At 65.9% G+C, this 25708-nt stretch carries 19 protein-coding genes and 2 pseudogenes; 12 read left to right on the top strand and 9 right to left on the bottom strand.

Annotated elements, in window-relative coordinates:
- The 3 genes and pseudogenes from VFH65_RS01360 to VFH65_RS01350 all read left to right on the top strand — a co-directional run.
- Positions 1–386: pseudogene (locus VFH65_RS01360) on the top strand (glycerol-3-phosphate acyltransferase); the annotation flags it as partial.
- A gap of 21 nt (positions 387–407) precedes the next feature.
- Positions 408–2417 carry a cytochrome c oxidase assembly protein gene (locus tag VFH65_RS01355; RefSeq protein ID WP_353319330.1) on the top strand — a complete coding sequence of 670 codons (2010 nt, stop codon included), beginning with the start codon at positions 408–410 and terminating at the stop codon, positions 2415–2417.
- Positions 2414–3151, top strand: coding sequence for a class I SAM-dependent DNA methyltransferase (locus VFH65_RS01350; RefSeq protein ID WP_353319329.1), 738 nt, complete (start codon positions 2414–2416; stop codon positions 3149–3151). The genes VFH65_RS01355 and VFH65_RS01350 overlap by 4 nt, the downstream gene beginning before the upstream one ends.
- 87 nt (positions 3152–3238) lie before the next feature.
- On the opposite strand, the gene atzF is transcribed toward VFH65_RS01350, so the two are convergent.
- The gene (atzF, locus tag VFH65_RS01345) at positions 3239–4855 is read right to left on the bottom strand and encodes an allophanate hydrolase (RefSeq protein ID WP_353319328.1); all 1617 of its coding nucleotides are present in this window, start codon (positions 4853–4855) and stop codon (positions 3239–3241) included.
- A gap of 161 nt (positions 4856–5016) precedes the next feature.
- On the opposite strand from atzF, the gene VFH65_RS01340 reads away from it, so the two are divergent.
- From VFH65_RS01340 to VFH65_RS01320, 5 genes are all read left to right on the top strand, one after another.
- Positions 5017–5502 carry a single-stranded DNA-binding protein gene (locus VFH65_RS01340; RefSeq protein WP_353319327.1) on the top strand — a complete coding sequence of 162 codons (486 nt, stop codon included), beginning with the start codon at positions 5017–5019 and terminating at the stop codon, positions 5500–5502.
- A 67-nt stretch (positions 5503–5569) separates the two neighbouring features.
- A complete protein-coding gene (ettA, locus tag VFH65_RS01335) occupies positions 5570–7246 on the top strand; it encodes an energy-dependent translational throttle protein EttA (RefSeq protein ID WP_353319326.1) in 1677 nt (558 codons plus the stop codon).
- 52 nt (positions 7247–7298) lie between these two features.
- Positions 7299–12158, top strand: a complete 4860-nt coding sequence (locus tag VFH65_RS01330; RefSeq protein ID WP_353319325.1) for an NAD-glutamate dehydrogenase — start codon at positions 7299–7301, stop codon at positions 12156–12158.
- Positions 12159–12202: 44 nt separating this feature from the next.
- Positions 12203–12565, top strand: a complete 363-nt coding sequence (locus tag VFH65_RS01325) for an acyl-CoA thioesterase (RefSeq protein ID WP_353319332.1) — start codon at positions 12203–12205, stop codon at positions 12563–12565.
- A gap of 62 nt (positions 12566–12627) precedes the next feature.
- Complete coding sequence (locus VFH65_RS01320; protein WP_353319324.1) at positions 12628–13317, top strand: hypothetical protein; 690 nt, start codon at positions 12628–12630, stop codon at positions 13315–13317.
- 332 nt (positions 13318–13649) lie between these two features.
- On the opposite strand, the gene VFH65_RS01315 is transcribed toward VFH65_RS01320, so the two are convergent.
- The 4 genes from VFH65_RS01315 to VFH65_RS01300 all read right to left on the bottom strand — a co-directional run bounded on the left by VFH65_RS01315 (position 13650) and on the right by VFH65_RS01300 (position 19462).
- Positions 13650–15227, bottom strand: coding sequence for a glycoside hydrolase family 13 protein (locus VFH65_RS01315; RefSeq protein WP_353319323.1), 1578 nt, complete (start codon positions 15225–15227; stop codon positions 13650–13652).
- Positions 15227–15628 carry a globin gene (locus VFH65_RS01310; protein ID WP_353319322.1) on the bottom strand — a complete coding sequence of 134 codons (402 nt, stop codon included), beginning with the start codon at positions 15626–15628 and terminating at the stop codon, positions 15227–15229. Before VFH65_RS01310 ends, VFH65_RS01315 begins: the two co-directional genes overlap by 1 nt.
- A 20-nt stretch (positions 15629–15648) precedes the next feature.
- Positions 15649–18273: a LuxR C-terminal-related transcriptional regulator gene (locus VFH65_RS01305; RefSeq protein WP_353319321.1), complete on the bottom strand. Its 2625-nt coding sequence runs from the start codon at positions 18271–18273 to the stop codon at positions 15649–15651.
- Positions 18274–18349: 76 nt separating this feature from the next.
- A complete protein-coding gene (locus tag VFH65_RS01300; protein ID WP_353319320.1) occupies positions 18350–19462 on the bottom strand; it encodes a catalase family protein in 1113 nt (370 codons plus the stop codon).
- Positions 19463–19618: 156 nt separating this feature from the next.
- Here VFH65_RS01300 and VFH65_RS01295 point away from each other — a divergent pair, with 156 nt between their 5' ends.
- From VFH65_RS01295 to VFH65_RS01285, 3 genes are read left to right on the top strand one after another with little or no spacing between them, the layout of a single operon-like run.
- Entirely contained in the window at positions 19619–20278 is a 660-nt protein-coding gene (locus tag VFH65_RS01295; protein ID WP_353319319.1) for an HNH endonuclease, read from the top strand.
- 26 nt (positions 20279–20304) lie between these two features.
- Positions 20305–20538: a hypothetical protein gene (locus VFH65_RS01290; protein ID WP_353319318.1), complete on the top strand. Its 234-nt coding sequence runs from the start codon at positions 20305–20307 to the stop codon at positions 20536–20538.
- On the top strand, positions 20525–20998 hold the full coding sequence (locus VFH65_RS01285; protein WP_353319317.1) for a DUF5130 domain-containing protein: 474 nt from the start codon (positions 20525–20527) through the stop codon (positions 20996–20998). The genes VFH65_RS01290 and VFH65_RS01285 overlap by 14 nt, the downstream gene beginning before the upstream one ends.
- Here the strand turns inward: VFH65_RS01285 and VFH65_RS01280 are convergent.
- The 3 genes from VFH65_RS01280 to VFH65_RS01270 all read right to left on the bottom strand — a co-directional run bounded on the left by VFH65_RS01280 (position 20987) and on the right by VFH65_RS01270 (position 24481).
- Positions 20987–21379, bottom strand: coding sequence for an HNH endonuclease (locus VFH65_RS01280; protein WP_353319316.1), 393 nt, complete (start codon positions 21377–21379; stop codon positions 20987–20989). The genes VFH65_RS01285 and VFH65_RS01280 overlap by 12 nt on opposite strands.
- A gap of 112 nt (positions 21380–21491) precedes the next feature.
- The gene (gene pepN, locus VFH65_RS01275; protein ID WP_353319315.1) at positions 21492–24077 is read right to left on the bottom strand and encodes an aminopeptidase N; all 2586 of its coding nucleotides are present in this window, start codon (positions 24075–24077) and stop codon (positions 21492–21494) included.
- A 29-nt stretch (positions 24078–24106) separates the two neighbouring features.
- Positions 24107–24481, bottom strand: coding sequence for a DUF732 domain-containing protein (locus VFH65_RS01270; protein WP_353319314.1), 375 nt, complete (start codon positions 24479–24481; stop codon positions 24107–24109).
- Positions 24482–24656: 175 nt separating this feature from the next.
- On the opposite strand from VFH65_RS01270, the gene VFH65_RS01265 reads away from it, so the two are divergent.
- Positions 24657–25265, top strand: coding sequence for a DsbA family protein (locus VFH65_RS01265; RefSeq protein ID WP_353319331.1), 609 nt, complete (start codon positions 24657–24659; stop codon positions 25263–25265).
- On the opposite strand, the pseudogene VFH65_RS01260 reads toward VFH65_RS01265, so the two are convergent.
- Positions 25252–25564: pseudogene (locus tag VFH65_RS01260) on the bottom strand (hypothetical protein). The gene VFH65_RS01265 and the pseudogene VFH65_RS01260 overlap by 14 nt on opposite strands.
- Between the last annotated feature and the right edge of the window lie 144 nt (positions 25565–25708).

The raw sequence follows: 25708 nt of genomic DNA, 5'->3' as shown, positions 1-25708 counted from the left end.
CCAAGCGACCACTGGTTGCCGGCGCGATGCTGCGGCCGTTCTTCGAGGCCTACGAGATCGCGGCCGACGTGCTGCGGGACGCACCAGCCGACATCGATGACAAAGAGCTGACGAAGCGGGCCCTTGGGGTAGGCCGGCAATACGTCGCCCAAGGCCGGGTGCGCAGCAACGACTCGGTGTCGGCGCTGTTGTTCGCCACCGCACGACAGGTGGCGGGCGACCAGAACCTTCTGGAACCCGCGGCCGACCTCGATGAAAGACGAACCGCCTTCCGCGACGAACTTCGCGACATCCTGCGTGACATGGACAAGATCGAGCAGATCTCCCGCGAGCAGTTCTATGCCCGCGAGATGGAGCGGCGGAACCTGCGCAGCGAGTCGGCTTAGCCAACGCCATACGCTGGTCGCATGTCGTCTCCCGGTCGGCTGGCCACCGTGCGCAGCAGCGCGATGTGGCCGGTACTCGTCGGCGTCGGCGTGCTGGCCGGTGCGACCGCCGCGGGCATCGGCGCACTGTCGCTGGCCGACGCGCTGACCGCCACCGGGCTGCCCAACCCCGGCCCCGTCACCACCTACGGTTTGCCGTTTGTGCGGGCGGCCGGCGAGATCGCCGCGGTGCTGGCTGTCGGGTCGTTTCTGTTCGCGGCGTTTCTGGTGCCGCCGCAAACCAATGGCGTCCTGGACGCCGGCGGCTACCGCGCGCTTCGGCTGGGCACCGCTGCGTCGGCGCTGTGGACCGTGTGTGCGGTCCTGCTCGTGCCCTTGACCGTGTCGGATGTCTCCGGTCAGCCGCTGCGCGACCACCTGAAGCCGGTCAGCATCTGGTCGGCGGCCAGCCTGGTCGAAACGGCAGGCGCCTGGCGCTGGACTGCGGTCATCGCCGCGGCGGTCACGCTTGTCAGCCTTCCGGTGCTGCGGTGGTCGTGGACGCCGGTGCTGCTGGTCGGTTCGCTCGTCACATTGGCTCCGCTGGCCCTGACCGGGCATTCCTCGGCAGGCGGCGCGCATGACCTGGCGACGAACAGCCTGCTGATCCACCTCGGGGCCGGGGCGTTGTGGGCCGGTGGTCTGCTGGCGCTTCTTGCTCACGCGATGCGCGCGGGTGAGCACGCCGACGTGGCCGCCCGGCGATTCTCGGTGCTGGCGTTGTGGTGCTTTATCGCGATGGCCGTCAGCGGTGTGGTGAACGCCCTGGTGCGAATCAAGCTGCCCGATCTGGTGCACACCGAATACGGCTGGCTGATCATCGCCAAGGCCGTCGCGCTGTGCCTGCTTGGCGTTATCGGTTGGCGGCAGCGGCGCAGCGGCGTGGCGGCGTTGCAAGCGGATCCGGCCGCGCGGGGACCGCTGATCCGGCTGGCGCTGGTCGAGGCCGCCGTGTTCGGCGCGACGTTCGGCATCGCGGTAGGGCTGGGCCGCACCCCGCCGCCGGCGCTGCGCGACGAACCGAGTCCGGTCGAGGTCGCGATCGGCTACGACTTCGCAGGGCCGCCGACGGTGGCGCGGGTGCTGTTCGACTGGCGGTTCGATCTGATTTTCGGGACCGCGGCGATCGTCATGGCGGTGCTGTACCTGGTCGGGGTGCGCCGGCTGCGGCGGCGTGGCGACGCGTGGCCGGTCGGGCGCACGCTGGCCTGGTTGTTGGGCTGCGCGTTCCTGTTGTTCACGACGTCGTCGGGTCTTGGCCGCTACATGCCGGCGATGTTCTCGATGCACATGGTGGCGCACATGCTGCTGTCGATGCTTGTGCCGATCCTGCTGGTGCTCGGTGCTCCGATGACGCTCGCGCTGCGGGCGCTGCCAGCCGCGGGCCGCGGTCAGCCGCCGGGGCCGCGAGAATGGCTGCTCGCCGCGCTGCACTCCCGGGCATCGCGCTTCCTCACCCATCCGATCGTGGCCACTGTGTTGTTCGTCGCGGGCTTCTACGGTCTGTACTTCGGCGGCCTCTTCGAAGCAGCGGTCAGCAATCACGCCGCACACGTGCTGATGAACGTCCACTTCCTGCTCAGCGGATATCTCTTCTACTGGGTGGTGATCGGCATCGACCCGACACCGCGGCAGCTCCCGCAACTGGGCAAGCTCGCGATGGTGTTCGCGTCGTTGCCGTTGCACGCGTTCTTCGGCGTGGTGCTAATGGGCATGCAGACCGTCCTTGGCGAGCCGTTCTACCGTTCACTGAAACTGAGCTGGCACACCGACTTGCTTGGCGACCAGCGCCTTGGCGGCGGAATTGCTTGGGCCGCAGGGGAAGTACCGCTGGTCGTCGTGATGATCGCGTTGCTCATCCAGTGGCGGCGAAGCGATCAGCGCACGGCCAAACGGCTCGACCGGGCAGCCGACCGTGACGAGGACGCCGATCTGGCCGCCTATAACGCGATGCTTGCCGAACTGGCTCGCCGGGACGGCGGTTCGTCGTGACTTCCGACGACGGGTTCTTCGGCGAGGAGGTCGCCGCCACGTACGATGCCGCGACTTCTGGCATGTACGACCGGAGCGTGATCGACTGCGTTGTCGGTGTGCTAGCCGAACTCGCCGGTGACGGCAGAGCGCTGGAGTTCGGTATCGGTACCGGCCGCATCGCCATCCCACTCGCTCAACGAGGCGTCGAGGTGCACGGCATCGACATGTCGAGAGCAATGGTCGCTCGACTGAGTGAGAAGCGAGGCGGAGCAGGGATCGGTGTGACAATCGGAGACTTCGCCGATACGCGCGTCCCCGGGGCTTTTTCGCTGACTTACCTCGTCTTCAACACGATCGGCAACCTCACAACTCAAGACGCACAGGTTGCTTGTTTCATCAACGCCGCGGAACATCTGCAGCCCGGCGGGAGCTTCGTCGTCGAGGTCGGCGTTCCTGCTCTGCGGCTACTGCCGCCAGGTCAACGCGCCGTCCCGTTCGACGTGGGCGACGAATGTTGGGCCTATGACCTATACGACTGCGCCACACAGGAGATGAGCTCGAACTACGTCGACGACATCGACGGCGGAGCGCGGCTGCGTTCGATGCCATTTCGCTACGTATGGCCGGCCGAACTGGACCTGATGGCGCGCATCGCCGGGCTGTCTCTCGTCGAGCGCTGGGAAGACTGGGACCACAGGCCATTCACACACGAGAGCACGCGGCATGTGTCTGTGTGGCGAAAGCCCATCTGACGATGTGCGCCGCGGTCGAGTGGGAAGTTATCGCACGCCATTTTGCGAAAAGCGTGTCATAAGTGCCCATTCGACGCCTGGTATGAGCTAACCGATCGCTCCGGCCGCGGTCGCCGCGGGCCAGCTCCCGTACTCGCTGATGTCGGCGCCGGTGGCCGCCGAGGCGTCGCAGCCGAACGCGGTTCGCCATGTGCCGTCGTCGAATTCGACCTTGCCCAGCTGCATGGGCGCAGGCAACGCCGCCAGGAACCGGCCCAGCGCTGCGGGGGAAAGCAGCCAGCGGTGCCCATACAGCGACGCACCCGGCACACCGTCCGGCACCCGAGTGATCGCCGGCTTGGGCGGCGTCGTGGGCAGCACCGACATCCGGTAGCGCGGCGCCGTCGTCACTTCACCGGCCCATCTTGCACCCAGGCCGGTCAGCTGATGGACAAGTGGGCCGCCGCGAAGATGTGCGCCAAACACCACGAGCTCGGCGGCTTCGACAGCGGCGAGTGGCCAAACCTCGACTGGCGCTTGGGCTCCCGACACCAGTGCGGCGATGTCCAAAGCGGCCGCGTCCTCGAACGCGCGAGCCAATACGGTGACGCCGAACTGAGCGGAGCCCGCCGTGCCGGCCGGAACGGAGACTGCGCACATATCGAAGAGGTTGCAGAAGTTGGTGTAGGTGCCCATGCGTGAATTCACGCCGACGGGGTCGGCGGCCACCTCGTCGAGACGAGGATGGATCGGAGCGGTCGGCACCATCAACGCGTCCATGCCGACGAGTTCGTGCAACGCCACACCGCGCAAACGGGTCACTTCGCGGCGGTCGCGAACGAGCCGATGGGCCGGGATATCCCGGGCACCGGCGATGATGCGACGCACCGTCGGATCGAGCGAGGCGTCGGGGTGTGCATCGATGAATTCGCCAACAGCTGCGTATCTTTCGGCGACCAGCGCCCCGTCATACAGGAACGTGGCTGCTTTCAGGAACGCCGAGATGTCGAGCTGGTGGACGGCGACACCGGCGTCCTCCAGGCGCGAGATTGCCGCGCCGAACGCTGCGCGCCAATGCCGGTCGAGTCCGGGCAGCTCAGTGGGCACGCCGACGACCGGTTGCGGTCTCGACGCCAGGGATACGTCGGCCGGCCACTCGCGCTCTGCGGCGCCGGCGGCCATCACACCCATCGCGTGGTTGGCGAGCTCCAGGTCGCGGGCGAAAATCGTGACACAGTCATAGGATTCGCACGCAGGCACCACGCCGGCAGTGCTGACCACGCCGATCGTGGGTTTGATCCCGACGATGCCCTGCAATGCGGCGGGGATGCGTCCGGAGCCTGCGGTGTCGGTTCCGATGGCGATGTCGGCCTCGCCCGTGGCCACGGCAACGGCCGAACCCGAACTCGACCCGCCGCTGATGAACTCGGGCCTGCGGCTGTCGGCCGCCGCGCCATACGGCGACCTGGTGCCGACGAGGCCGGTGGCGAACTGGTCGAGGTTGGTCTTGCCGACGACGACCGCACCTGCCTCTCGTAACGCCCTGACCGCGGGCGCGTCGTGATGGGGAACATAGGCGAATTCCGGACATCCCGCGGTCGTGGGCAGACCCGCGACGTCGACGTTGTCCTTGACGGCCAGGCGCACGCCGGCCAGCGGGCCGCTGCTCTTGGCGAGTTCGGCGGCCACTTCTGCGTCGGCCCTGCGGCTGATCCACACCGTCATGACGATCAACCTAAGGGCCGACGATCCACAGTGCGCACTTCATCCACAGCCGCCTGCTCCATCGAGCCCGGCAAGGGCGGGGCGTCGGCCGCAGTGCGGTTAATGGCGATGCCGGTGATATCGCCGGCGACATGGATCAGATGAAACAGAAGGAATCGCCAATGTTTGAGACACCCATCACAGTGGTCGGCAACATCGTCAACGACCCTCACGGCCGCAGGGTCGGCGACCAGGAAGTGATCAAATTCCGGGTGGCCAGCAATTCGCGCCGCCGCACCGCCGACGGCACGTGGGAGCCGGGCAATTCGCTGTTCGTCACCGTCAACTGCTGGGGCCGCCTCGTCACCGGTGTCGGCGCTGCGCTGCGCAAGGGCGACCCGGTGATCGCGGTCGGACACGTCTACACCAGCGAATACGAGGACCGCGACGGCAATCGGCGGTCGTCGCTCGAGATGCGCGCCACGGCCGTCGGCCCGGATCTGTCGCGGTCGATCGTGCGCATCATCGAGAAGACTGGCTCCGCCAGGGATGCCGATCAGGTGCCACCGACTGACGAACCGGCGGACGTAGCGGCCGATGAAACCGACACCGCAGAATCCAGCGAGTGGACCTCCTTCGGCGAGAAGGCCCTGCCTCTGTCGGCTTAGCCCTCTGCGGCCACGCCTAGGATGGTCCGCGGGCAACTCGCGAACTTACGAAAGGCAACACCACGGCATGGCCGAATTCATCTATTCGATGCGGAAGGTCCGCAAGGCGCACGGCGACAAGGTCATCCTTGACGACGTCAGTCTGAACTTCCTTCCGGGCGCGAAGATCGGCGTCGTCGGCCCGAACGGGGCAGGCAAGTCGAGCGTCTTGCGGATCATGGCCGGACTGGACACCGCCAACAACGGCGATGCGCTGCTGCAGCCTGGCGCCTCCGTCGGCATCCTGCAGCAGGAGCCGCCGCTGAACGAGGAGAAGACCGTCCGCGGCAACGTCGAGGAGGGCCTTGGCGACATCAAGGTCAAGCTCGACCGGTTCAACGAGGTGGCCGAACTGATGGCCACCGACTACTCCGACGAGCTGATGGAGGAGATGGGGCGGCTGCAGGAGGACCTGGATCATGCCGACGCGTGGGATCTGGACTCCCAGCTGGAGCAGGCAATGGACGCGCTGCGCTGCCCGCCACCTGACGAGCCCGTCACCCACCTCTCCGGTGGTGAGCGCCGTCGCGTCGCGCTGTGCAAGCTGCTGCTGTCCAAGCCCGACCTGCTGCTCCTCGACGAGCCCACGAACCACCTCGACGCCGAGAGCGTGCAGTGGCTCGAACAGCACCTCGCCGACTACAAGGGCGCCATTCTGGCCGTCACCCACGACCGGTACTTCCTCGACAACGTCGCCGAATGGATTCTCGAACTCGACCGCGGCCGCGCGTACCCCTACGAGGGCAACTACTCGACCTACCTGGAAAAGAAGGCCGAGCGCATCGCGGTGCAGGGGCGTAAGGACGCCAAGCTGCAGAAGCGGCTGAAGGACGAGCTGGAATGGGTCCGGTCCGGCGCCAAGGCGCGGCAGGCCAAGAGCAAGGCCCGTCTGGCGCGCTACGAGGAGATGGCCGCGGAGGCCGAGAAGACCCGCAAGCTCGACTTCGAGGAGATCCAGATCCCGACCGGCCCCCGGCTGGGCAGCCTTGTGGTCGAGGTCGAGCACCTCGACAAGGGCTTCGACGGCAGGCCGTTGATCAAGGACCTGTCGTTCACGCTGCCCCGCAACGGCATCGTCGGCGTCATCGGACCCAACGGCGTCGGCAAGACCACACTGTTCAAGACCATCGTTGGTCTCGAGCAGCCCGACAGCGGCATCGTCAAAGTCGGCGAGACCGTCAAGCTGAGCTACGTCGATCAGTCGAGGGCCCGCATCGATCCCAAGAAGTCTGTCTGGGAAGTCGTGTCCGACGGGTTGGACTACATCGAGGTCGGCCAGAACGAGATCCCGTCGCGGGCGTACGTCTCCGCATTCGGCTTCAAGGGTCCTGACCAGCAAAAACCGGCTGGGGTGCTGTCCGGCGGTGAACGCAACCGGCTCAACATGGCGCTCACCCTCAAGGAGGGCGGCAACCTGATCCTGCTCGACGAGCCGACCAACGACCTCGACGTGGAGACGCTGTCCTCCCTGGAGAACGCGCTGGAGAATTTCCCGGGCTGCGCGGTGGTGATCTCCCACGACCGCTGGTTCCTGGACCGCACCTGCACGCACATCCTGGCGTGGGAAGGCGACGACGACAACGAGGCCAAATGGTTCTGGTTTGAAGGCAACTTCGCGGCCTACGAGGAAAACAAAGTGGAACGACTTGGCGTCGATGCGGCTCGTCCGCACAGGGTGACCCACCGCCGACTCACGCGCGACTAGTGTCGCTTGTGCGTGCCGGCGCCGGTACGCAGAGGTGAGTCAGGAGCGTCGAATGTCCGTCAATCCGGGAGCTATTGGCAGACGCGGCGGCGCGGCCGAGCAAGCGGTTGCCCCCGAAGCCATGCACCGACTCGCCCGCGCCTACCTCGCGACGTACCGGGGACCCCACGGCGATGCGCCCGGCGCAGATTCCGCGGTCACCGCCCCGATGGGGCAGACGCCCGTAGGCAGGGTCGTTACGCCTGCGCTCTTGGACGCGCACTTGCGACTCGGGCAGCGCCGGCACATGGGCGACACACGCGTAGCGGTTTATCCCGAGGACGCTGCCGGTGGAATCGGGCCTGCACTGCAGATCGTCACCGACAACGCGTCGATGCTCATGGACTCCGTCACCGTGCTGCTGCATCGACTCGGTGTCGCGTACAAGGCCATCATGAACCCGGTGTTCCGGGTGCGCCGCGGGCCTGGCGGGGAGCTACTGGAGATCGAGCCGGCATCCGACGCCGCCTTCCGTGACGGCATCGACGAGGCGTGGATTCACGTCCTGCTGACAGGGGCGGTGGACTACAAATCGTTGGAGGAAGCCCAGCGTCTGCTACCGAGCGTGCTGGCCGACGCGCGCCAGGTGGCACTCGACTCCACCGCGATGGGCGCCACGTTGCGTGGCCTGGCCGCCGAACTCGACAGCGACCCTTCGGGTCGGTTCCTGGGATCTGACCGCAAAGACGTCGGCGCTCTGTTGCGATGGCTGGCCGACGGGCACTTCGTGCTGCTCGGATATCAGCGCTGCCCGGTGCAGGACGGCCAGGCGACGGTCGATCCGTCGAGCCGCCTCGGCGTGCTGCGGCTGCGCCAGGACGTGCTTCCTCAACTGACTGCCAGTGACGATCTGCTGGTACTGGCCCAGGCCACCATGCCCAGCTATCTGCGCTACGGCGCATACCCCTACATCGTGGTGGTGCGCGAACATCCCAGGGGCCCGCAACAGCCCGCGGCCATCGAGCACCGCTTCGTCGGCTTGTTCACCGTCGCCGCCATGAACGCCAATGTGCTGGAAATACCGCTGATTTCGCGGCGGGTCAACGACGCGCTCGCGATGGCGCACCGCGATCCCAGCCATCCCGGACAGCTGTTGCTCGACATCATCCAGACCATTCCGCGTTCGGAGCTTTTCGCTCTCGACGCCAAGGAGCTCCTGGACATGGCGATGGCCGTCGTCGACCTCGGGTCGCGGCGGCGCACGTTGTTGTTCATGCGCGGCGACCAGCTCGCCCACTTCGTGTCCTGCCTGGTGTATCTGCCGCGAGACCGGTACACGACGGCGGTCCGTCTGACGATGCAAGAAATCCTGGTTCGCGAGCTCGGTGGAGTCAGCATCGACTACGCCGCGAGGGTCTCCGAATCCCCCTGGGCGGTAGTGCACTTCACGGTCCGTCTGCCAGAGGGTTCGCGTCCCCGGGACGTAGACATCTCGATGGAGAACGAGAATCGCATCCAGAACCTGCTCACCGAGGCCGCCAGGACTTGGGGCGACCGGTTGCTTGGGGCGGTGAAGACCGGTTCGATCAGTCAGCCCAGGGCAGAGCACTACGCAGTAGCATTCCCCGAGGTCTACAAGCAGGCCATCACACCCCTTGATGCCATCAAAGACATCGCGATCATCGAAGAGTTGCAAGACAATTCGGTCAGCCTGGTGCTGACCGGCGATGACGAAGAGGGAATCGCGCAACTCACGTGGTATCTGGGTGGGCGATCGGCCTCACTGAGCCAGTTACTGCCGATGCTGCAGTCCATGGGCGTGACCGTGCTCGAGGAGCGGCCGTTCACGGTGACTCGGCCCGACGGGCTGCCCGTGTGGATCTACCAATTCAAGATCTCGCCACACCGCGGAATCCCGCAGCCACCAGAGGGTCCCGAGCGCGACGCCGCCGCGCAGCGCTTCGCCGACGCGGTAACCGCGATCTGGCACGGACGCGCCGAGATCGACCGGTTCAACGAGTTGGTGCTTCGCGCCGGGCTGACGTGGCAGCAGGTGGCGGTGTTGCGCAGCTACGCGAAGTACCTGCGGCAGGCCGGTTTTCCGTACAGCCAGTCGCACATCGAGACGGTGATCAACGACAACGCCGGCACCGCGCGTTCGCTGATCGAACTCTTCGAAGCGCTGTTCGCTCCGTCCGACACGCCGAATCGCCGCGACGCGCAAGCCGCCGCCGCAGCGGTCGCGACCGACATCGACGCCCTGGTCAGCCTGGACACCGACCGGGTACTGCGCGCCTTCGCCTCGATGATTCAGGCCACGCTGCGCACCAACTACTTTGTTGCTCAGCCGACTTCGGCCCGGCAGCAGAACGTGCTGTCGTTCAAGCTCAACCCGGGCTTGATAGACGAACTTCCGTTGCCGCGACCGAAGTTCGAGATCTTCGTGTACTCGCCGCGGGTGGAAGGCGTGCATCTGCGGTTCGGTCACGTCGCCCGTGGCGGACTGCGTTGGTCGGACCGCCGTGAGGACTTCCGCACCGAGATCCTCGGCTTGGTAAAGGCGCAAGCCGTGAAGAACGCCGTCATCGTGCCGGTCGGCGCCAAGGGCGGTTTCGTCGTCAAACACCCACCGCTGGCGACGGGCAACGCCGCGGCCGATCGCGACTCGACACGTAGCGAGGGTGTCGCGTGCTACAAGTTGTTCATCGCCGGATTGCTCGACGTGACAGACAACGTCGACATGTCGACCGGCGATGTCATCACACCGCCCGACGTGGTGCGTCGCGACGGCGACGACGCCTATCTCGTTGTGGCGGCCGACAAGGGCACGGCGACTTTCTCCGACATCGCCAACGAAGTGGCGAAGTCATACGGCTTCTGGCTTGGCGATGCGTTCGCGTCGGGTGGTTCGGTCGGCTACGACCACAAGGCGATGGGCATCACCGCCAAGGGGGCGTGGGAGGCGGTCAAACGACACTTCCGTGAGATGGGCGTCGACACCCAAACCGAGGATTTCACCGTCGTCGGCATCGGCGACATGAGCGGCGACGTGTTCGGCAACGGCATGCTGCTGTCCAAGCACATCCGGCTGATCGCCGCGTTCGACCACCGCAACATCTTCATCGACCCCGATCCCGATGCCGCGTCGTCGTGGGACGAACGCAAACGGCTCTTCGACCTGCCCCGCTCCAGCTGGGAGGACTACGACCGCTCCCTGATCAGCGAGGGCGGCGGCGTCTACGGCCGCGAGCAGAAATCCATTCCGATCAGCCCCCAGGCCAGGGCGGCTCTCGGCATCGACGACAGCGTCGAGGAAATGACGCCGCCGAGCCTGATCAAAGCGATTCTCAAGGCGCGCGCGGACCTCTTGTTCAACGGCGGCATCGGTACTTACGTCAAGGCCGAGACCGAGTCGGACTCCGACGTCGGCGACCGCGCCAATGATCCCATCCGGGTGAACGGAAATCAGGTGCGCGCCAAGGTGATCGGCGAGGGCGGCAACCTCGGCGTGACCCCGCTGGGCCGCATCGAGTTCGACCTGGCCGGAGGCCGGATCAACACCGACGCGTTGGACAACTCCGCGGGTGTGGACTGCTCCGACCACGAGGTCAACATCAAGATCCTGATCGACTCCCTCGTCACGGCAGGCAAGGTCAGCCCCGACGACCGCACTGAACTGCTGTTGTCGATGACCGACGAGGTCGGCCGACTGGTACTGAGGGACAACGAGGACCAGAACGATCTCATGGGAACCAGCCGCGCCAACGCGGCCAGCCTGCTGTCCGTGCATGCACGGATGATCAAGGACTTCGTCAAGGAACACGGGCTGAACCGTGAGCTCGAGGCGCTGCCTTCGGAAAAGGAGATCCGGCGGCGTACCGAGGCCGGGCTCGGCCTGACGTCTCCCGAACTCGCCACGCTGATGGCCCATGTCAAGCTGGCGCTCAAGGATCAGCTGCTGGGCAGCGAGTTGCCCGACCAGGAGGCGTTCGCGGCCCGGCTGCCGTCGTACTTCCCTGTCAAGCTACGAGACCAATTCAACAGCGATATCCGGTCGCATCAGCTGCGCAGGGAAATCGTGACCACCATGTTGGTCAACGATCTTGTCGACACCAGCGGCATCACGTACGCCTACCGGATCAGCGAGGATGTCGGCGTTGGACCGGTGGATGCGGTGCGCAGTTTTGTCGCCACCGATGCGATCTTCCGTGTGGGCGAGGTGTGGCGGCAGATCCGCGAGACGGATCTCCCTGTCGCGGTGTCGGATCGGATGACCCTGGATCTGCGCAGGCTCATCGACCGTGCCGGACGCTGGCTGCTCAACTACCGGCCTCAGCCGCTGGCGGTGGGCGCCGAGATCAACCGGTTCGCAGCGAAAGTCGAAGCGCTGACGCCGCGCATGTCGGAGTGGTTGAGGGGCGACGACGCGGCGATCGTCGCCAAGGAAGCCGGCGAGCTCAGTGCGCAGGGGGTTCCTGACGATCTCGCCTACATGATCGCCACCGGGCTGTATCAGTACAGTCTGCTCGATGTCATCGACATCGCTGACATCAAGGACCGGGACCCGGCAGAGGTCGCCGACGCCTACTTCGCGCTGATGGACCATCTCGGCACCGACAGCCTGCTGACCGCGGTGTCCAGGCTTGCGCGCGACGACCGCTGGCATTCGTTGGCCCGCTTGGCGATTCGTGACGACATCTACGGGTCTCTGCGTGCGCTGTGCTTCGACGTGCTGGCCGTCGGCGAGCCGGATGAGAGCGGCGAAGAGAAGATCGCCGAGTGGGAGACCACGAACAGCTCGCGGGTGAGCCGCGCCCGCCGCACGCTGACCGAGATCTACGAGAGTCAAGAGCACGACCTTGCGACGCTGTCGGTGGCGGCGCGCCAGATTCGCAGCATGACGAGAACGAGTGGAACGGGGTCGTCTGGGTGACGGGTTATGTAGCGCCGGTACATGTTCGGTGGTCGGACATCGATATGTACCAGCACATCAACCATGCCACCATGGTCACGATATTGGAGGAAGCACGAATCCCGTTCCTGCGCGAGCCTTTCGGGGAGGAGATCACGACGATCGGCTTGCTGATCCACGAGGTGAACATCCTCTACAAGGGCCAGTTGCGGCTGATGGACTCTCCGCTGAAGGTGACCATGTGGTCGAAACGCGTGCGTGCGGTCGACTTCACGGTGGGTTACGAGGTGCGCTCGGTGGGCGCGGCGCCCGACTCGAAACCGTCGGTGATCGCCGAGACTCAGCTGGCGGCAGTGCACATCAAGGAGCAACGGCTGCAGCGGCTTTCGCCGAAGCAACGAGAGTATTTGCAACGCTGGACGCGATGACGTCCGGCGGGCAGGAGCGCTGGGGGCACCGCCCGGCCGGAGGCCAGGGGGACGACCGGGGAATGACACAGCATGAACGCGGTATCTGGCTCGACGACGCCACACACCGCGAGGATCTTGCGACGTTCGTGGAACGGGCCATGCGACTCGACGATGCCGCAGTCATCCGGCTGCGGGAACGCGAGGGCGGGCTAGTTGTCGCTTGGGTCCACACCGGTTTCGACGTGCTGGCGAGCAGGGTGGTCGGCGGCCGGATCCGCCCCGCTGACTTGAGTGCAGGCGCCGATTCGCTGGCCGCCGGGCTGACGGCCATGGATCGCAGCGGCTTTGTTGAGCCGGGGTTCCAGATGGACTCCGCATGGCGTGGGGCGCTGCCGCCGGAGACTGGCTTCGTCCACCTCGACGACGTGCCCGCGCGGGCGGTGCTGGACCTGGCGCAGCGCGGCGTCGCCCTGGCCAAGGAACATTCCAGCGCGCACGGGCCACCGGCGTCGCTGCTGGACCAAGAAGTGGTCGCCGTCAGCTCGGGGGATGTCAGCGCCGGGATCCCGATGCGCTGCGTATTCGCCTTGACCGCAATGGGTTTCCTGCCGCAGTCGGAGGCCGTAGGGCAAGACATGGGACTGGATCCCGGCACCGTCGCCGCCGACGAAATCGTCCGGGTGCGCGTGCTTCCGGCCTGGCTGCGCATCGACGCGCGGTTCGGCTCGGTATACCGCCGCCGAGGCGACCCCGCCGTGGTACTGCGCTGAACCTGCCCGCCACCGGGGCGCTACTTCTGGAGGAAGTCCAGAATCGGCTGCGCCTGCCCAATGATAGCGGCGCGTTGCGTTGTAAGCGCTTTGCAGTGTCGTAGGAATCGAACATCGCGTCACGCCCCCCGACGATCGTCAACACGGGCATGGTGAGCCGCTGCGAGACGACGCACAATCGCATTTTCGGCGCGGCTAGTCAGGCATCCGCGAGCGTCGGGAATGTGACGGGCGTTAGCCCTGAATCCGTCATTCTCCCTACTCTCGGCGCAATCTTGCATTGCCAAGCGGCGGAGCTGCACGCGCTAACTTTCTCCGCGCTCGCGAGAGAACTAGACAAGCCAGGCGGCCGCATCCGGCGGCAGCCGGCCGTCCACCAAAGCAGCACTGGCCAGCAGCACTTCGCCGTCGGGTAGCGCCATTGCGCGACGGCCGGCGTTCAACGCGCACACCAGCCCACCGGCTACTCGAAACACCAGAGTGCCCGCGGGAGAGTCCAGCCACTCGATCGCGGCTCCCTCGAATTCGCTTCGGGCTCGGCGTAATTCGATCGCACGCCGGAAGAACGACAACGTCGAATCCGGTGCATCGAGCTGCTTGCGCACCGTCAGCTCCGCCCATTCCGGCGGAATTGGCAGCCACGTGTCGGAGTTCGCGGAGAAGCCGAATGGGGGAGCGTCACCCTCCCACGGCACCGGAACCCGGCTGCCGTCGCGCCCGCGCCTGGTGTGTCCGGACCTTTCCCACACCGGGTCGCGCAATGCCTCATCGGGCAGCTCGACGTTCTCCAGGCCGAGTTCCTCGCCGTTGTAGATGAACACCGCGCCTGGCAACGCGAGCATCACCAGCGCCATCGCCCACGCTCTCGCCAGGCCGACCCGCCCACCGCCATATCGGGTGGCCTCGCGGTCGACGTCGTGGTTGGCCAGCGTCCACGTCGGTGTCGCGCCCTCGATCGCGGCGGCGGCCAGTGAGTTCTCGATCGCGCCGCGGATGTCGTCGACGTCGAACGCCGCGCGCAACAGCCGGAAGTTGAAGCCCAGGTGAAGCTCGTCGGGCCGCAGATAGCGGGAGAACAGTTCGTTGTCGTACACCCACACCTCGCCGATGGCGACCGCGTGCGGGTAGTCGTTGAGCACCGTGCGGATGTAGCGGTGGATGTCGTGCACGCCGTCATGGTTGAACCGGGGGTCGTGATCCATGTCGGAGAGAAGGACCTCGTCCTCGACGACTTCCATGTCGGGCAGCCCGGGCGGCTTGGCCATGCCGTGCGCGACGTCGATGCGGAACCCGTCGACGCCGCGATCCAGCCAGAAGCGCAGCGTCTTCTCGAGGTCGTCGTAGACCTCGCGGTTGTCCCAGTTGAGGTCCGGCTGCTCTGCGTCGAACAGATGCAGGTACCACTGCCCGGGATTGCCGTCCGCCTCGGTGATCCGGGTCCATGCCGGGCCACCGAAGATCGACACCCAGTTGTTGGGTGGATGGACGCCGCCGGGACCCGTGCCGTCGCGGAAGATGTAGCGCTCGCGCTGATCGCTGCCGGGGCTCGCCATCAGCGCCGCCTGAAACCACGGGTGCGCCGAGCTGGTGTGGTTGGGTACCAAATCCATCGTGATCTTGATGCCCAGCTGGTGCGCGGCGTCGATCAGCCGGTCGAGCGCTTCCATGCCGCCGAAGAGCGGGTCGATATCGCGCGGATCGGCAACGTCGTAGCCGTGGTCGGCCATCGGCGACACCATGACCGGGTTGAGCCAGATCGCGTCGACCCCCAGTGCCTTGAGGTAGTCCAGCCTGGCGGTCACACCGTCGAGGTCACCGACGCCGTCGCCGTCGCTGTCGGAGAACGATCGCGGATAAACCTGGTAGAAAACCGCGCGCGACCACCACGGCCTCACATTCGATCCGGCCATCAGAACGGCGAATTCACCATCGAGTGGGCGGCCATCTCCAGGTAGGCGATCAGCTCCTTGCGGTGCTCGTCGTCCATGGTCTGCGAATCGATCTCCGCGACCGCGGTGTGCATGCAGCGCAGCCAGGCGTCGCGCTCGATGTAGCCGATCCGAAACGGGGCATGGCGCATCCGCAGCCGGGGATGGCCGCGTTGGTCGGAGTAGGTCCGCGGACCGCCCCAGTACTGCTCGAGGAACATTCGCAGCCGGACTTCTGCCGCGTCGAGCTCGTCCTCGGGATAGAGCGGGCGCAGAATCTCGTCCTCGCGCACCAGCTGGTAAAACCGGGACACGATGGCGTGAAACGTTTCGTGGCCACCTACCGCGTCATAGAACGACTGCTGCTTCTCGACTTGGTCCATTGACTCCATTGTGGGGCATATCAGTGCTGGCCGTTTTTCGGCGGCTCCTTTGGTGGCTCCTGGCGGATCAGCTTCGCCAGTTCGTCGCGGTCGGCGACATCCAGCTTGAAGCACGCCCGGTAGACGTGGCCTTCGACGGTACGAATCGACAGCGTGAGCTGCTCAGCGATTTCCTTGTTGGTCAGCCCGGCGGCGATGAGCTCGGCGATCTCGCGTTCGCGGGCAGTCACCGGCAGGGGCCGTGCGGCTGCCTTGATGGCCGGCGTCGCCGCGCCGCCGCACTGATCGGATAGGCGCAGCGCCCTTGCGGACGATTCCATGCTCTTGCGGCGATCGCCTGCGTTGTCGTGCAGCGTCGCCGCCAGCGCCGCGGAATCCGCGGCGGACAGCAGGAAACCGGCCGCCTCGAACTCGGCGCTGGCCGCATCGAGCGCCTCGGGGTCGGCCGCGGCGACAGCGGCCGCGTGGTGGGCCTGCAGCGCGACGACGTCGCCCTGGACCTTATCCGTAAGTGCCGCAAGCCGATCCGCGACGGTGCGGTCGCCGAACCTCGCGGCGTGGTGTAACGCTTCGGCTTCGACGGCGTACTGTCCCGCCCGGTGTGCGTCGTCGGCGGCGAGCAATGCCAACTCGACGGCGCGGCGCTCCATACCCTTGGCGGCCGCGAGCCAAGCCTTGGAAATCGTCCGCTGCGGCTCATGCAAGGCGACGGACGGTCCCGTGTGCTCGGCCGCATCGGTCAGCACCCGCTCGGCGTCCTCCTTGCGGCCAAGCGCGGCGTATGCCCTCGCGAGCAGCAGTCGTGCCGGTAGCCGCCATGGCAGCGGATACTCGGCGGACAGCGCGGCCAACGCCTGCTCTATCGACGAGATGACCTCTGGGAAGTTCCCGCGGTAGGTCGCGACGAGCCCGGTGGTGATCTTGGCGATCGCCCACGCGAGAAACTGTCCGGCCGAAGAGAAGTTGGCGTAGTCGGCGGCCCGCTTGTCGGCCAGGTCCAGCTTGCCGGTGTGGGTCAGCGCGAGCACGTCGCAGTACCGCACCATCACCCGGATCATGCCGTCGGTGGCCTTCTGCTCCGCGCGGCATCGGGCCGCGATCGGTTCGAAGTCGTCGCCGCGGCCTGCGGTCGGCATGGCCAGCCCCGCGCTGAACGCCGCGAACTCGATCGCTTGATTCGGGGCGCGCGAATCACCCAGTACCGCTTCGGCCGCCGCGATGCCTTCCGCGATGTTGTTCTCGTGCACCGCCATTGCCGACGCGACCGCATCGACGACGAGTTTGAGGCTGGGGTGCTCGACGCCTGCGTGCAGCAACGTCATTACCTCGCGGGCTCGTGTGACGTCACCCATCGACCAGAACAGAATCGACACGCGCGGAAGGCCCCACAGCAGCAGCTGCAACTCGTCGAGACCGGTGGGGTCGAAGCGGGTGAGGATTTCGTCGGCCTGCATGGGGTGGCCTTGCCACAACAGGGCGCGCGAAAGCAGTTCGCCTGCTTGCAATCCGCCTTCGCGTTCGAACGCCGCACGCGCGATGCGTTCGCCCAGCGGAAGATTCGACAAGAAGATCGCGTCCTTGGCCGCGTTGATAAGAAGGTCGGTTCCCACGACTTGGTCGCTGTCGATGGACAGCTGTGCCATCCGGAGACGGCTGGTCGCCGAAGCCATTTCACGGTCGCGCAGCACTTGCACGATCTTGCCCCGCAACCGCCGGGCGGCTGCCTTCCCAAGGCGGCTGCGCACGACGTCACCCACCAGTGGGTGACTGAAGCGGGCGTTGAGCATGGGGCCGTCCTCAGCGACCCGAATCAAGCCACGGGTTTCGGCCTTGTCGACGGCGTCGTCGCCGGCCAACTCGGTCAGCGCGTCCAGGTCGAGTGGTTCACACAGCGCCAACAGTTTCAACGCGTTGACGACATCCTCGCCGGCTTGATCGAGACGGGTTTCCAGCAGCGCGGCCAACCCTGACGGAACGGCGGTGGGACCGCGCAGCTGCCACACGTCGTCGACTCTGGTGAGGGTCCCGGCGTCGATCGACCCTTCCACCAGGTGACGCAAAAACAACGGGTTGCCGCCGGAGGACTCCCACATCAGGTCGGCGGACAGACCTTCGAGCGTTCCGCCGATGACCGACTCGACCAGCGCAATGCTCTGCTGCTTGTTGAACGGCTTGAGCTCGAACCGCTGCAGGTACCCGTCCTTCCACAGCGATGTCACCGCATCGGGAACCGGTTCACCGGTGCGGACCGTCGCAAGGATGCGCCCCGCATGGTCGACGGCGATCTGGTGCAGCAGGGTCGCGGACAGTTGATCCAGCAGGTGTGCGTCATCGACGCCTACAACTGTGTTCTCCTGTGCGACAAGGGATTCCCGCGCTGACGCGAGCAGCGCCGTGGGATCCCGCGACGTCGACGACCCGACCAAGTGCGCGAACACCCCTAGCGGAATGGTGCGCGATGATTCGGTGGACGCCACCCAGTGGACCTGTGAGCGCAACGACCCCGTGACGGCGCGGGCAAGGGTGGTTTTCCCGACGCCGGCGGCGCCCACCAGCACCACGCCGCAGCCCTCACCGCCGGTCAGAGCCGATCGCACCGCACCGAATTCCGATGGGCGATCGACGATCTGCCAACCATGGGCCATGGCGGGAGTGTAATTCGACATTTGTGTCATTTCCGGCTAATCACCTCGACTTAGCCCGGCGTTTGAGGCAGCAGCCTCAGTCCGGTATGTCTGCGGGAACACGTGGTTCGATTTGCGGCTTGTTGTTCTTCTCGTGCCGGAAGACGCTGGAGGCGTCGTAAACCCGTTTCTTCAGGCGATTGATCGACCCCAACGGCCTGTGATCCGTAGTCGCGCGCCACGAATTGAAGGACAACTCGTCGTCGCCCCAATCCCGCCGCCTTGTGCTGTGCGCGTTCTGGCGTCCGTACGTGATCTTCGCCACGGGCTGGTAGGGCGATTCGTCGGTCGACCAGTCCGCCGTGGCGTCCTCGATCGGCATTGTCGACGTGTCCGTGCACAGCTGTGCTGACACGAGGTACTCCGCGGAGTTGTTCTCGAAGAACTCGACCACCGCTTCGGTATGCGCGTCGCGGCCACGGCCCACCTTCTTGCCCGTCAGCGCTTTCACCGATTCCGACTGCGGCGAGACGCTGAGCTTGGCCACGTACTTGCCGTACTGCAATGGCGCTGCGGTGTAGAACGTCTCGCCGAGAGTGAGCGTGTTGGGTTTGGCGAACAGCGAATACTTGAACGGAAGATCGCTGCCGAAAAGCCGCAACACCCGACTCACCCCGCGGAGGAACAGGCTCAAGGCCCTCATTCCGATATCGGGGAAGCGCGACAGCAATTTCGCCGACCGCATTCCGCCCTTCGAGTACTCCATGGCGTCCTTGAACGGAAACCGCGGCTCGGTGACGAACACGAAGTCCTGGGTCGTTTCCTTGTCGTCGATCAGCCGGTCGCCATCGACTTCGAGCACCTTGAGCCCCAACCCGCGCACGCCCCGAACCTGGTCACTGCGAAGCGCACCGGAGGTGGTGGAAAGCCTCGCGATGACCGTGTACGTCTTCGGCGTTGCAAAGATGCCCTGCCGCAGATGCTCGGGCAGGTTGGGTAGCACCGTCATCTCTCCGCGCAATATGCCGTGGCTCTTGGCGTGCGCATCGCGGATGCCCTTCTTGTACTTCTTGTACGCCCGCTCGTTGTTCCCGCGTAGATCGGCGATGATGCTGTCGATCAGCTGCTCTTCGTCGGGGTCGGGTTGTTCCAGGTCGGGCCTGTACTCCACGAATTTGCGGGTGTTGTTCGGCGGTTCAACCTCGGTCATGGGCTAAGTGTTGCGGCCTGATTCTGATTCGGCATGAGTATCCGACTACCTAGTTTCGCGGCGTCACCCGTTGTTCACTGGACTGACCTGCGAACACGTACAGAATTGTCGTGCGATCGTCGTCAATCCGTGGTGAACTGTCATCTCGGAGGACGTATGGCGCAGCGCAAGAAGAGTCGCGGCCACCGGCACCACGGCGACGCGGCGGGTTCATCAGGGTCCGCGACGACCCATGCGCAGACGCGCGTGCTGCACAGCGTCGAGACCCATCCGCCCAGTACCAGGCACGACGGCTCAATCTGGGGGCGCCGTCGTGTGTTGTTGTTGAACTCCACGTACGAACCGTTGACCGCCCTGCCGATGCGCCGGGCGGTCATCATGCTTATGTGCGGAAAAGCCACGGTGGTGCACGACGACCCGGGCGGCCCGGTCATTCACTCCGCGACCAAGTCGATCGTGGTGCCCTCGGTGATCCGGCTGCACGCGTATGTGCGGGTCCCGTACCGGGCCCGGATCCCGATGACGCGAGCGGCGCTGATGCACCGGGACCGGTTTCGCTGCGCGTACTGCGGGGGCAAGGCGGACACCGTCGACCACGTCGTGCCGCGCAGTCGCGGCGGCGACCATTCCTGGGAGAACTGCGTGGCGGCCTGCTCCACGTGCAACCACCGCAAGGCCGACCGGCTGCTCGCGGAGCTGGGCTGGACGCTGCGGTCGGTGCCGGTGCCGCCGAAGGGGCAGCACTGGCGATTGCTGTCCAGCGTCAAGGAGCTCGACCCGGCGTGGGTGCGATACCTGGGTGAGGGAGCGGCGTAGCGACGCCGTGCGTTACGGTTTGCGTCGTGAGCACAGCACTTACCCATGCGCTGTTCGTCCTTGTGCCGTTGGGGCTGACGCTGGTCTTGGCCGCCATGATTTGGCGCGGTAAGAGCCCGCACCCGGAGACTTACAAGTTGTCCGAACCGTGGACGCACGAACCGATTCTCTGGGCGTCCGAGGAACCAGCCGACCATGGCCACGGTGGCCATGGCTCGCATCCGTTGACCGTAGGAGGCGGCGCCAGTGGCAAGTGGTGAAGTCGCGACTGTTGCACCGGCTGAACTGGAGCTGCCGACCGGTTTCGTCGTAACCACCAGCGGCCGGATCTCTGGGGTCACCCAGCCCGGCGAGGTGTCGGTGACCTACCCCTTCCCGGCTATGGATCTGGTCGTTCTCGACGACGCGCTCAAGTACGGTTCGCGCGCCGCCAAGGCCCGCTTCGCCGTGTACCTGGGCGACCTCGGAGTGGACGCCGCCGCCACGGCGCGCGAAATCCTGGCCAAGGTGCCGACGCCCGACAACGCGGTGCTGCTGGCGGTGTCGCCGAATCAGCGCGCGATCGAGGTGGTGTACGGCTCGGACGTCAAGGGCCGAGGTATCGAGGAGGCCGCTCCGCTGGGCGTCTCGGCGGCCGCGGCGTCGTTCAAGGACGGCAACCTGATCGACGGCCTCATCAGCGCGGTGCGCGTGCTGAGCGCCGGCGTCTCACCTGCCTGACCCCTGCGATTCGTGGAGTGCAACCGGCGCGTCCCGCCGGTGCGACTCCACAAGCCGCAAAATTTCTACGTAGCGGGCGAGGAACTTGCGTTCGTCGAGTCGCTTTCGGCGTAGCCAGCCGGTGACCTCGTCATTGCACTTGCTTGTGTTGCAGGAGGCGCATGCTGGCACGACGTTGTCCACTGTGTACCGGCCTCCTCTGGAGATGGCCATGACGCAGTCGCGCTGCAAGGGTCGATCGGTCGCACCGCAATAGGCGCACCCGTTCCAGGCCGCCTTGAGTGCTTCCCACTGTTCGATGCTGAGGTCGTTGACAACGGCCTTGACGCGGCGATGGCGTCGACGCGCGGCCCGCGCCCGCCGACTTCGATTGACCGCCATCGGGTAAGCGTAGGTGCCGCGAGCGACCGCAAAATGCACGCGGAACACGGCGTGTCGGCGTACAGACGCGGTCGTCCCCTACTCACGTGTGGGCCCACGCGGTACTGGGGAACTAGGTGACGTCGAATGCCCGCGCGCGTAGGGCACGCTCCACGCCCGCGCGGCCTTCGAGCACGAGCCGGCGCAGCGACGGCGGTACATCGGGGTCGGCAAGGAACTCATCCGCGGCGTCCAGCCCCGACTGGCTGATGTCCCACGACGGGTAGAGCCCGATGACGACCGTCTGCGCTACCTCGCTCGACCGGCGTTCCCACACGCCCGAGATGGCGCTGAAGTACTTCGGCCGGAACGGCGTCAGCAGCTCGTCTTGGCCGGGCCGCACAAACCCGGCGATGACCGACCGCGCGGTGATGTTGGCCAGCGTGTCGTCTTCGATGACCTGCTGCCACGCCGCCTCCTTCACCGCCGCCTGAGGGCGCGCAGCCGACGCCTGCGCGGCCTGCCGCTGGCCTGTCGCGGTCGGATCCCGCTTCGCCTCGGCGTCGATGAACGGCTTGTCCAGTCCGTCAGAGTCGACCTCACCTGCGGCCGCCAGCGCGGTGACGATGCGCCAGCGCAGGTCGGTGTCCACTACCAGCCCCGCCAGACCGGAGTGCGCGGGATCGCCGTCGAGCAGCGCCTTCAACACGGTGGTGTGCTGTGGCGACAGCACCGACCCGCTCAGAGCATTGACGAAAGCCAGCTGGTGGTCCGACCCGGCTTCGGCGCCGCGGGCCAACTCCAGCAGTCGGTCGGCGAACGCGGGCCAGCCCTGCGAACGAGCCCACTGCGGATCGGCGTAGGAGCTCAGCGCCGTCTGGGCCTGCATCAGCAGCCGCTGTGCGACCCCGACCTCGGTTTCGGCGTGCACGCCGCCGGACACCAGCGACACGAAGTCGCGCGCCTTGAGCTCGGCTTCGCGTGTCATCTCCCACGCCGCCGACCATGCCAGTGTGCGGGGGAGCGGCTCTGCGATGTCCGCGATGCGGGTCAGCGCCGTCTGCAGCGACTCCGGGTCCAAGCGCAACGAGCAGTACGTCAAGTCGTCGTCGTTGACCAGGATCAGCTGCCCTCGCGAAACACCTTGCAATGCAGTAACTTCGGTGGTCTCGCCCTCGACATCGAGTTCTTCCCGGTGTACCCGCACCAGCCTGCCGCTGCCGTCGTCGTCATAGATGCCGACCGCCAGCCGATGCACGCGCGTCTCCCCGGCGCCCGGCTTGGCGCCGCTCTGACTGATCGCGAAACGCGAGAATCGCCCGGCGTCGTCGACGTCGAAATCGGCGCGCAGTGTGTTCAGCCCTGTGGTCTTGAGCCACTGCTTGCCCCAGCCCGACAGGTCGCGGCCCGACGCCTTCTCCAGTGCGCCGAGCAGGTCGCCGAACGTGGCGTTGCCAAAAGCGTGGTCGCGGAAGTAATCCCGCAGCCCGGCCAGGAACTCCTCGAGACCGACGTAGGCCACCAGCTGCTTGAGCACGCTGGCCCCCTTGGCGTAGGTGATCCCGTCGAAATTGACCTCGACGGCGGCCAGATCCGGGATGTCGGCGGCGACGGGATGCGTCGAGGGCAGCTGATCCTGCCGGTACGCCCACGACTTCTCCACGTTCGCGAACGTGGTCCACGCCTCGGTGAACTCGGTCGCCTCCGCCTGGCACAGCACCGAGGCGAACGTCGCGAACGATTCGTTGAGCCACAGGTCATCCCACCAAGCCATGGTGACGAGGTCGCCGAACCACATGTGCGCCATCTCGTGCAGTACGGTCTCGGCGCGGCGCTCGTAGGACGCTCGTGTCACCTTGCTGCGGAAGACGTAGTCCTCCAAGAACGTGACCGCACCTGCGTTCTCCATCGCACCCGCGTTGAACTCCGGAACGAACAGCTGGTCGTACTTGCCGAACGCGTACGGCACGCCAAAGTTGTTGTGGTAGAAGCCGAATCCCTGCTTGGTCTGAGTGAAGAGCCGTTCGGAATCCATGAACTCGGCCAGCGACTTGCGGCAATACAAGCCAAGCGGAATGTCACCGTGCTCATCGGAATAGGTGTCGGTCCAGTGCGCATACGGCCCGGCGATCAGCGCGACAAGGTATGTGCTCATTCGCGGTGTGGTCACGAAGGTGTGCACGTGCGCATCGCCCTCGCCGTGGACGTGTCCGGTGGCGCCGTTCGAGATCACTCGCCAGTCCAGCGGTGCGGCCACCATGATGTCGAAGGTGGCTTTGAGGTCGGGCTGGTCGAAGCACGCGAACATCCGCTTCGCGTCGGCGGTTTCGAACTGCGAGTACAGATACACCGCGCCGTCGACCGGATCGACGAACCGGTGCAAGCCCTCCCCGGTGTTGGAATAGGAGCAGTCGGCGTCGACGACGAGGACGTTCCGCTGCGCCAGTCCGGTCAGCGGGATGCCGGTTGATTCGTCGTAGCCCGACACGTCGATGTTGCGGCCGTTGAGGGTCGCGCTGCGGATGCCATGGGCGGCAATGTCGATATAGGTGTCCGCGCCGGCCAACGCGTCGAACTCGACGGTTGTCACCGACCGGAACGTGCGCTCGCCGGGGCGACCGCTGCCGTCGGTGAGGTCGAGGCTGATGTGGTAGTTGTCGACAGTGATGAGGGCGGCGCGTTCGACGGCCTGCTCGCGGGTGAGATTAGGGAGTGCCACGCGTCCAACCTATCGGCTGGCGCGTGGGTCTATCGGGTCAGGCCAGGCACCTGCAGCCAGTTGAGGAATGTGCCGTTGCCGACCGAAGACATCATCTGCGGGCAGTACATCGAGATGGCGATGCCGGTGAAGAACGCCGCCATCTCCGGTGGGATGCCGTTGTTGGCCACTCTCGAGTAGACGCTGGCGAAGGACTTTCCGGGCTCGACGAGCATGGGGCAGACCGACTCGCCCAACGCCACGGTGTTCGCCGGATCGCTGTAGTTGATGCCGCCGTTGTTCAGCGCGGCGAGGAACGAGTCGTCGATCGGGTCGGCGTGTGCCGGTGCCGCGAGTGTGACCGCCGTCGCGAGGCTGACTGTCAGCGCGAGTGCGCGAGCCGGTAGATCAAGGTGTTTATTCACTTTGGTAACGATTGTTGACAACAATCACATGGGCAACACGATTAGATAACCGTTTGCACATTAAGGCGTTTCTCATGCGGCCTCGGCGGACCGTGCATGCTTGGGGAACATGAATCGCCCGCGGACGGTTGTGCTGAACGGAATTCTGTCCGTCGATCGAGAGGACCGCCAGACCATGCCCGAGAAGTCCGTCGCCGATTTCTGGTTCGACCCGCTGTGCCCGTGGTGCTGGATCACGTCGCGCTGGATCCTGGAGGTCGAAAAGGTCCGCGATATCGAGGTGAACTTCCACGTCATGAGCCTGGCTGTGCTCAACGAGAACAAGGATGTGCCCGACGAGTACCGCGAGGGCCTCAAGCAGGCCTGGAAGCCGGTGCGCGTGGCGATCGCAGCGGAGCAGGCCAAGGGTCCCGAGATTCTGGCGCCGCTGTACACCGCGATGGGTACGCGGATCCACAATCAGGACAACAAGGACTTCGATGTCGTGATCCGGGAGTCGCTCGAAGAGGTCGGGTTGCCGGCTGAGCTGGCCGAGGCGGCCGTGACGGACAAGTACGACGAGGCGCTGCGCAAGAGCCACCACGAGGGCATGGACCCGGTCGGTGACGACGTCGGCACCCCGACCATCCACGTCAACGGCATCGCGTTCTTCGGTCCGGTGCTGTCGCGGATCCCGCGCGGCGAGGAAGCGGGCAAGCTGTGGGACGCCTCGGTGACGTTCGCGTCCTATCCCCATTTCTGGGAGCTCAAGCGCTCCCGTACCGAGGCGCCTACGTTCGACTGATGGCGGCCTGAATCGCCGCGACTCGGTCGGCATCGATGCCCCAGGGCTGGTCAACGCCGACGCGCCGATCGAGATCCCACAGGACGCACTGCTCGCCTGGCATCGACGGCGCGCGAGGGCATACCGATCACTTGGTTGTCACGCAGCGCAGATGCGCAGCAGCGCAACCACTGGCGCAAACCGGTGTCGATGAGTTCACGCGGCTGCCACGGGCACGTCTTGAACACGGCCGCGGGAAGTTCCAGCTCTGCCGCCGCGGTAGACACCCGCTCCAACTGATCCGCGCGCCGGCGTCGCACGCTTTCACTGTATTAGGCCGGTTGCTCCCACACCCGGTTGGACCGCTCGGTGTCCAGCCGGTAATCGGTGACGCGGATATCGAACAGCCGGGCGCCGAGATCGTGGGCGCACGACAGCGGGTTACTGGGGTCACGCACGATCTC

It is taken from the genome of Mycobacterium sp. (genome assembly GCF_035697385.1).
Classification (GTDB): domain Bacteria; phylum Actinomycetota; class Actinomycetes; order Mycobacteriales; family Mycobacteriaceae; genus Mycobacterium.
The sequence above is the reverse complement of the archived record's forward strand: the minus strand, read 5'-3'. Positions and strand labels throughout refer to the sequence as shown.

Bases quoted from the DNA above. Each gene is read 5' to 3' on its own strand.
- VFH65_RS01355 (WP_353319330.1), top strand. From the start codon at position 408: ATGTCGTCTCCCGGTCGGCTGGCCACCGTGCGCAGCAGCGCGATGTGG.
- atzF (WP_353319328.1), bottom strand. From the start codon at position 4,855: ATGACGGTGTGGATCAGCCGCAGGGCCGACGCAGAAGTGGCCGCCGAA.
- VFH65_RS01340 (WP_353319327.1), top strand. From the start codon at position 5,017: ATGTTTGAGACACCCATCACAGTGGTCGGCAACATCGTCAACGACCCT.
- ettA (WP_353319326.1), top strand. From the start codon at position 5,570: ATGGCCGAATTCATCTATTCGATGCGGAAGGTCCGCAAGGCGCACGGC.
- VFH65_RS01330 (WP_353319325.1), top strand. From the start codon at position 7,299: ATGTCCGTCAATCCGGGAGCTATTGGCAGACGCGGCGGCGCGGCCGAG.
- VFH65_RS01325 (WP_353319332.1), top strand. From the start codon at position 12,203: ATGTACCAGCACATCAACCATGCCACCATGGTCACGATATTGGAGGAA.
- VFH65_RS01320 (WP_353319324.1), top strand. From the start codon at position 12,628: ATGACACAGCATGAACGCGGTATCTGGCTCGACGACGCCACACACCGC.
- VFH65_RS01315 (WP_353319323.1), bottom strand. From the start codon at position 15,227: ATGGCCGGATCGAATGTGAGGCCGTGGTGGTCGCGCGCGGTTTTCTAC.
- VFH65_RS01310 (WP_353319322.1), bottom strand. From the start codon at position 15,628: ATGGACCAAGTCGAGAAGCAGCAGTCGTTCTATGACGCGGTAGGTGGC.
- VFH65_RS01305 (WP_353319321.1), bottom strand. From the start codon at position 18,273: ATGGCCCATGGTTGGCAGATCGTCGATCGCCCATCGGAATTCGGTGCG.
- VFH65_RS01300 (WP_353319320.1), bottom strand. From the start codon at position 19,462: ATGACCGAGGTTGAACCGCCGAACAACACCCGCAAATTCGTGGAGTAC.
- VFH65_RS01295 (WP_353319319.1), top strand. From the start codon at position 19,619: ATGGCGCAGCGCAAGAAGAGTCGCGGCCACCGGCACCACGGCGACGCG.
- VFH65_RS01280 (WP_353319316.1), bottom strand. From the start codon at position 21,379: ATGGCGGTCAATCGAAGTCGGCGGGCGCGGGCCGCGCGTCGACGCCAT.
- VFH65_RS01265 (WP_353319331.1), top strand. From the start codon at position 24,657: ATGCCCGAGAAGTCCGTCGCCGATTTCTGGTTCGACCCGCTGTGCCCG.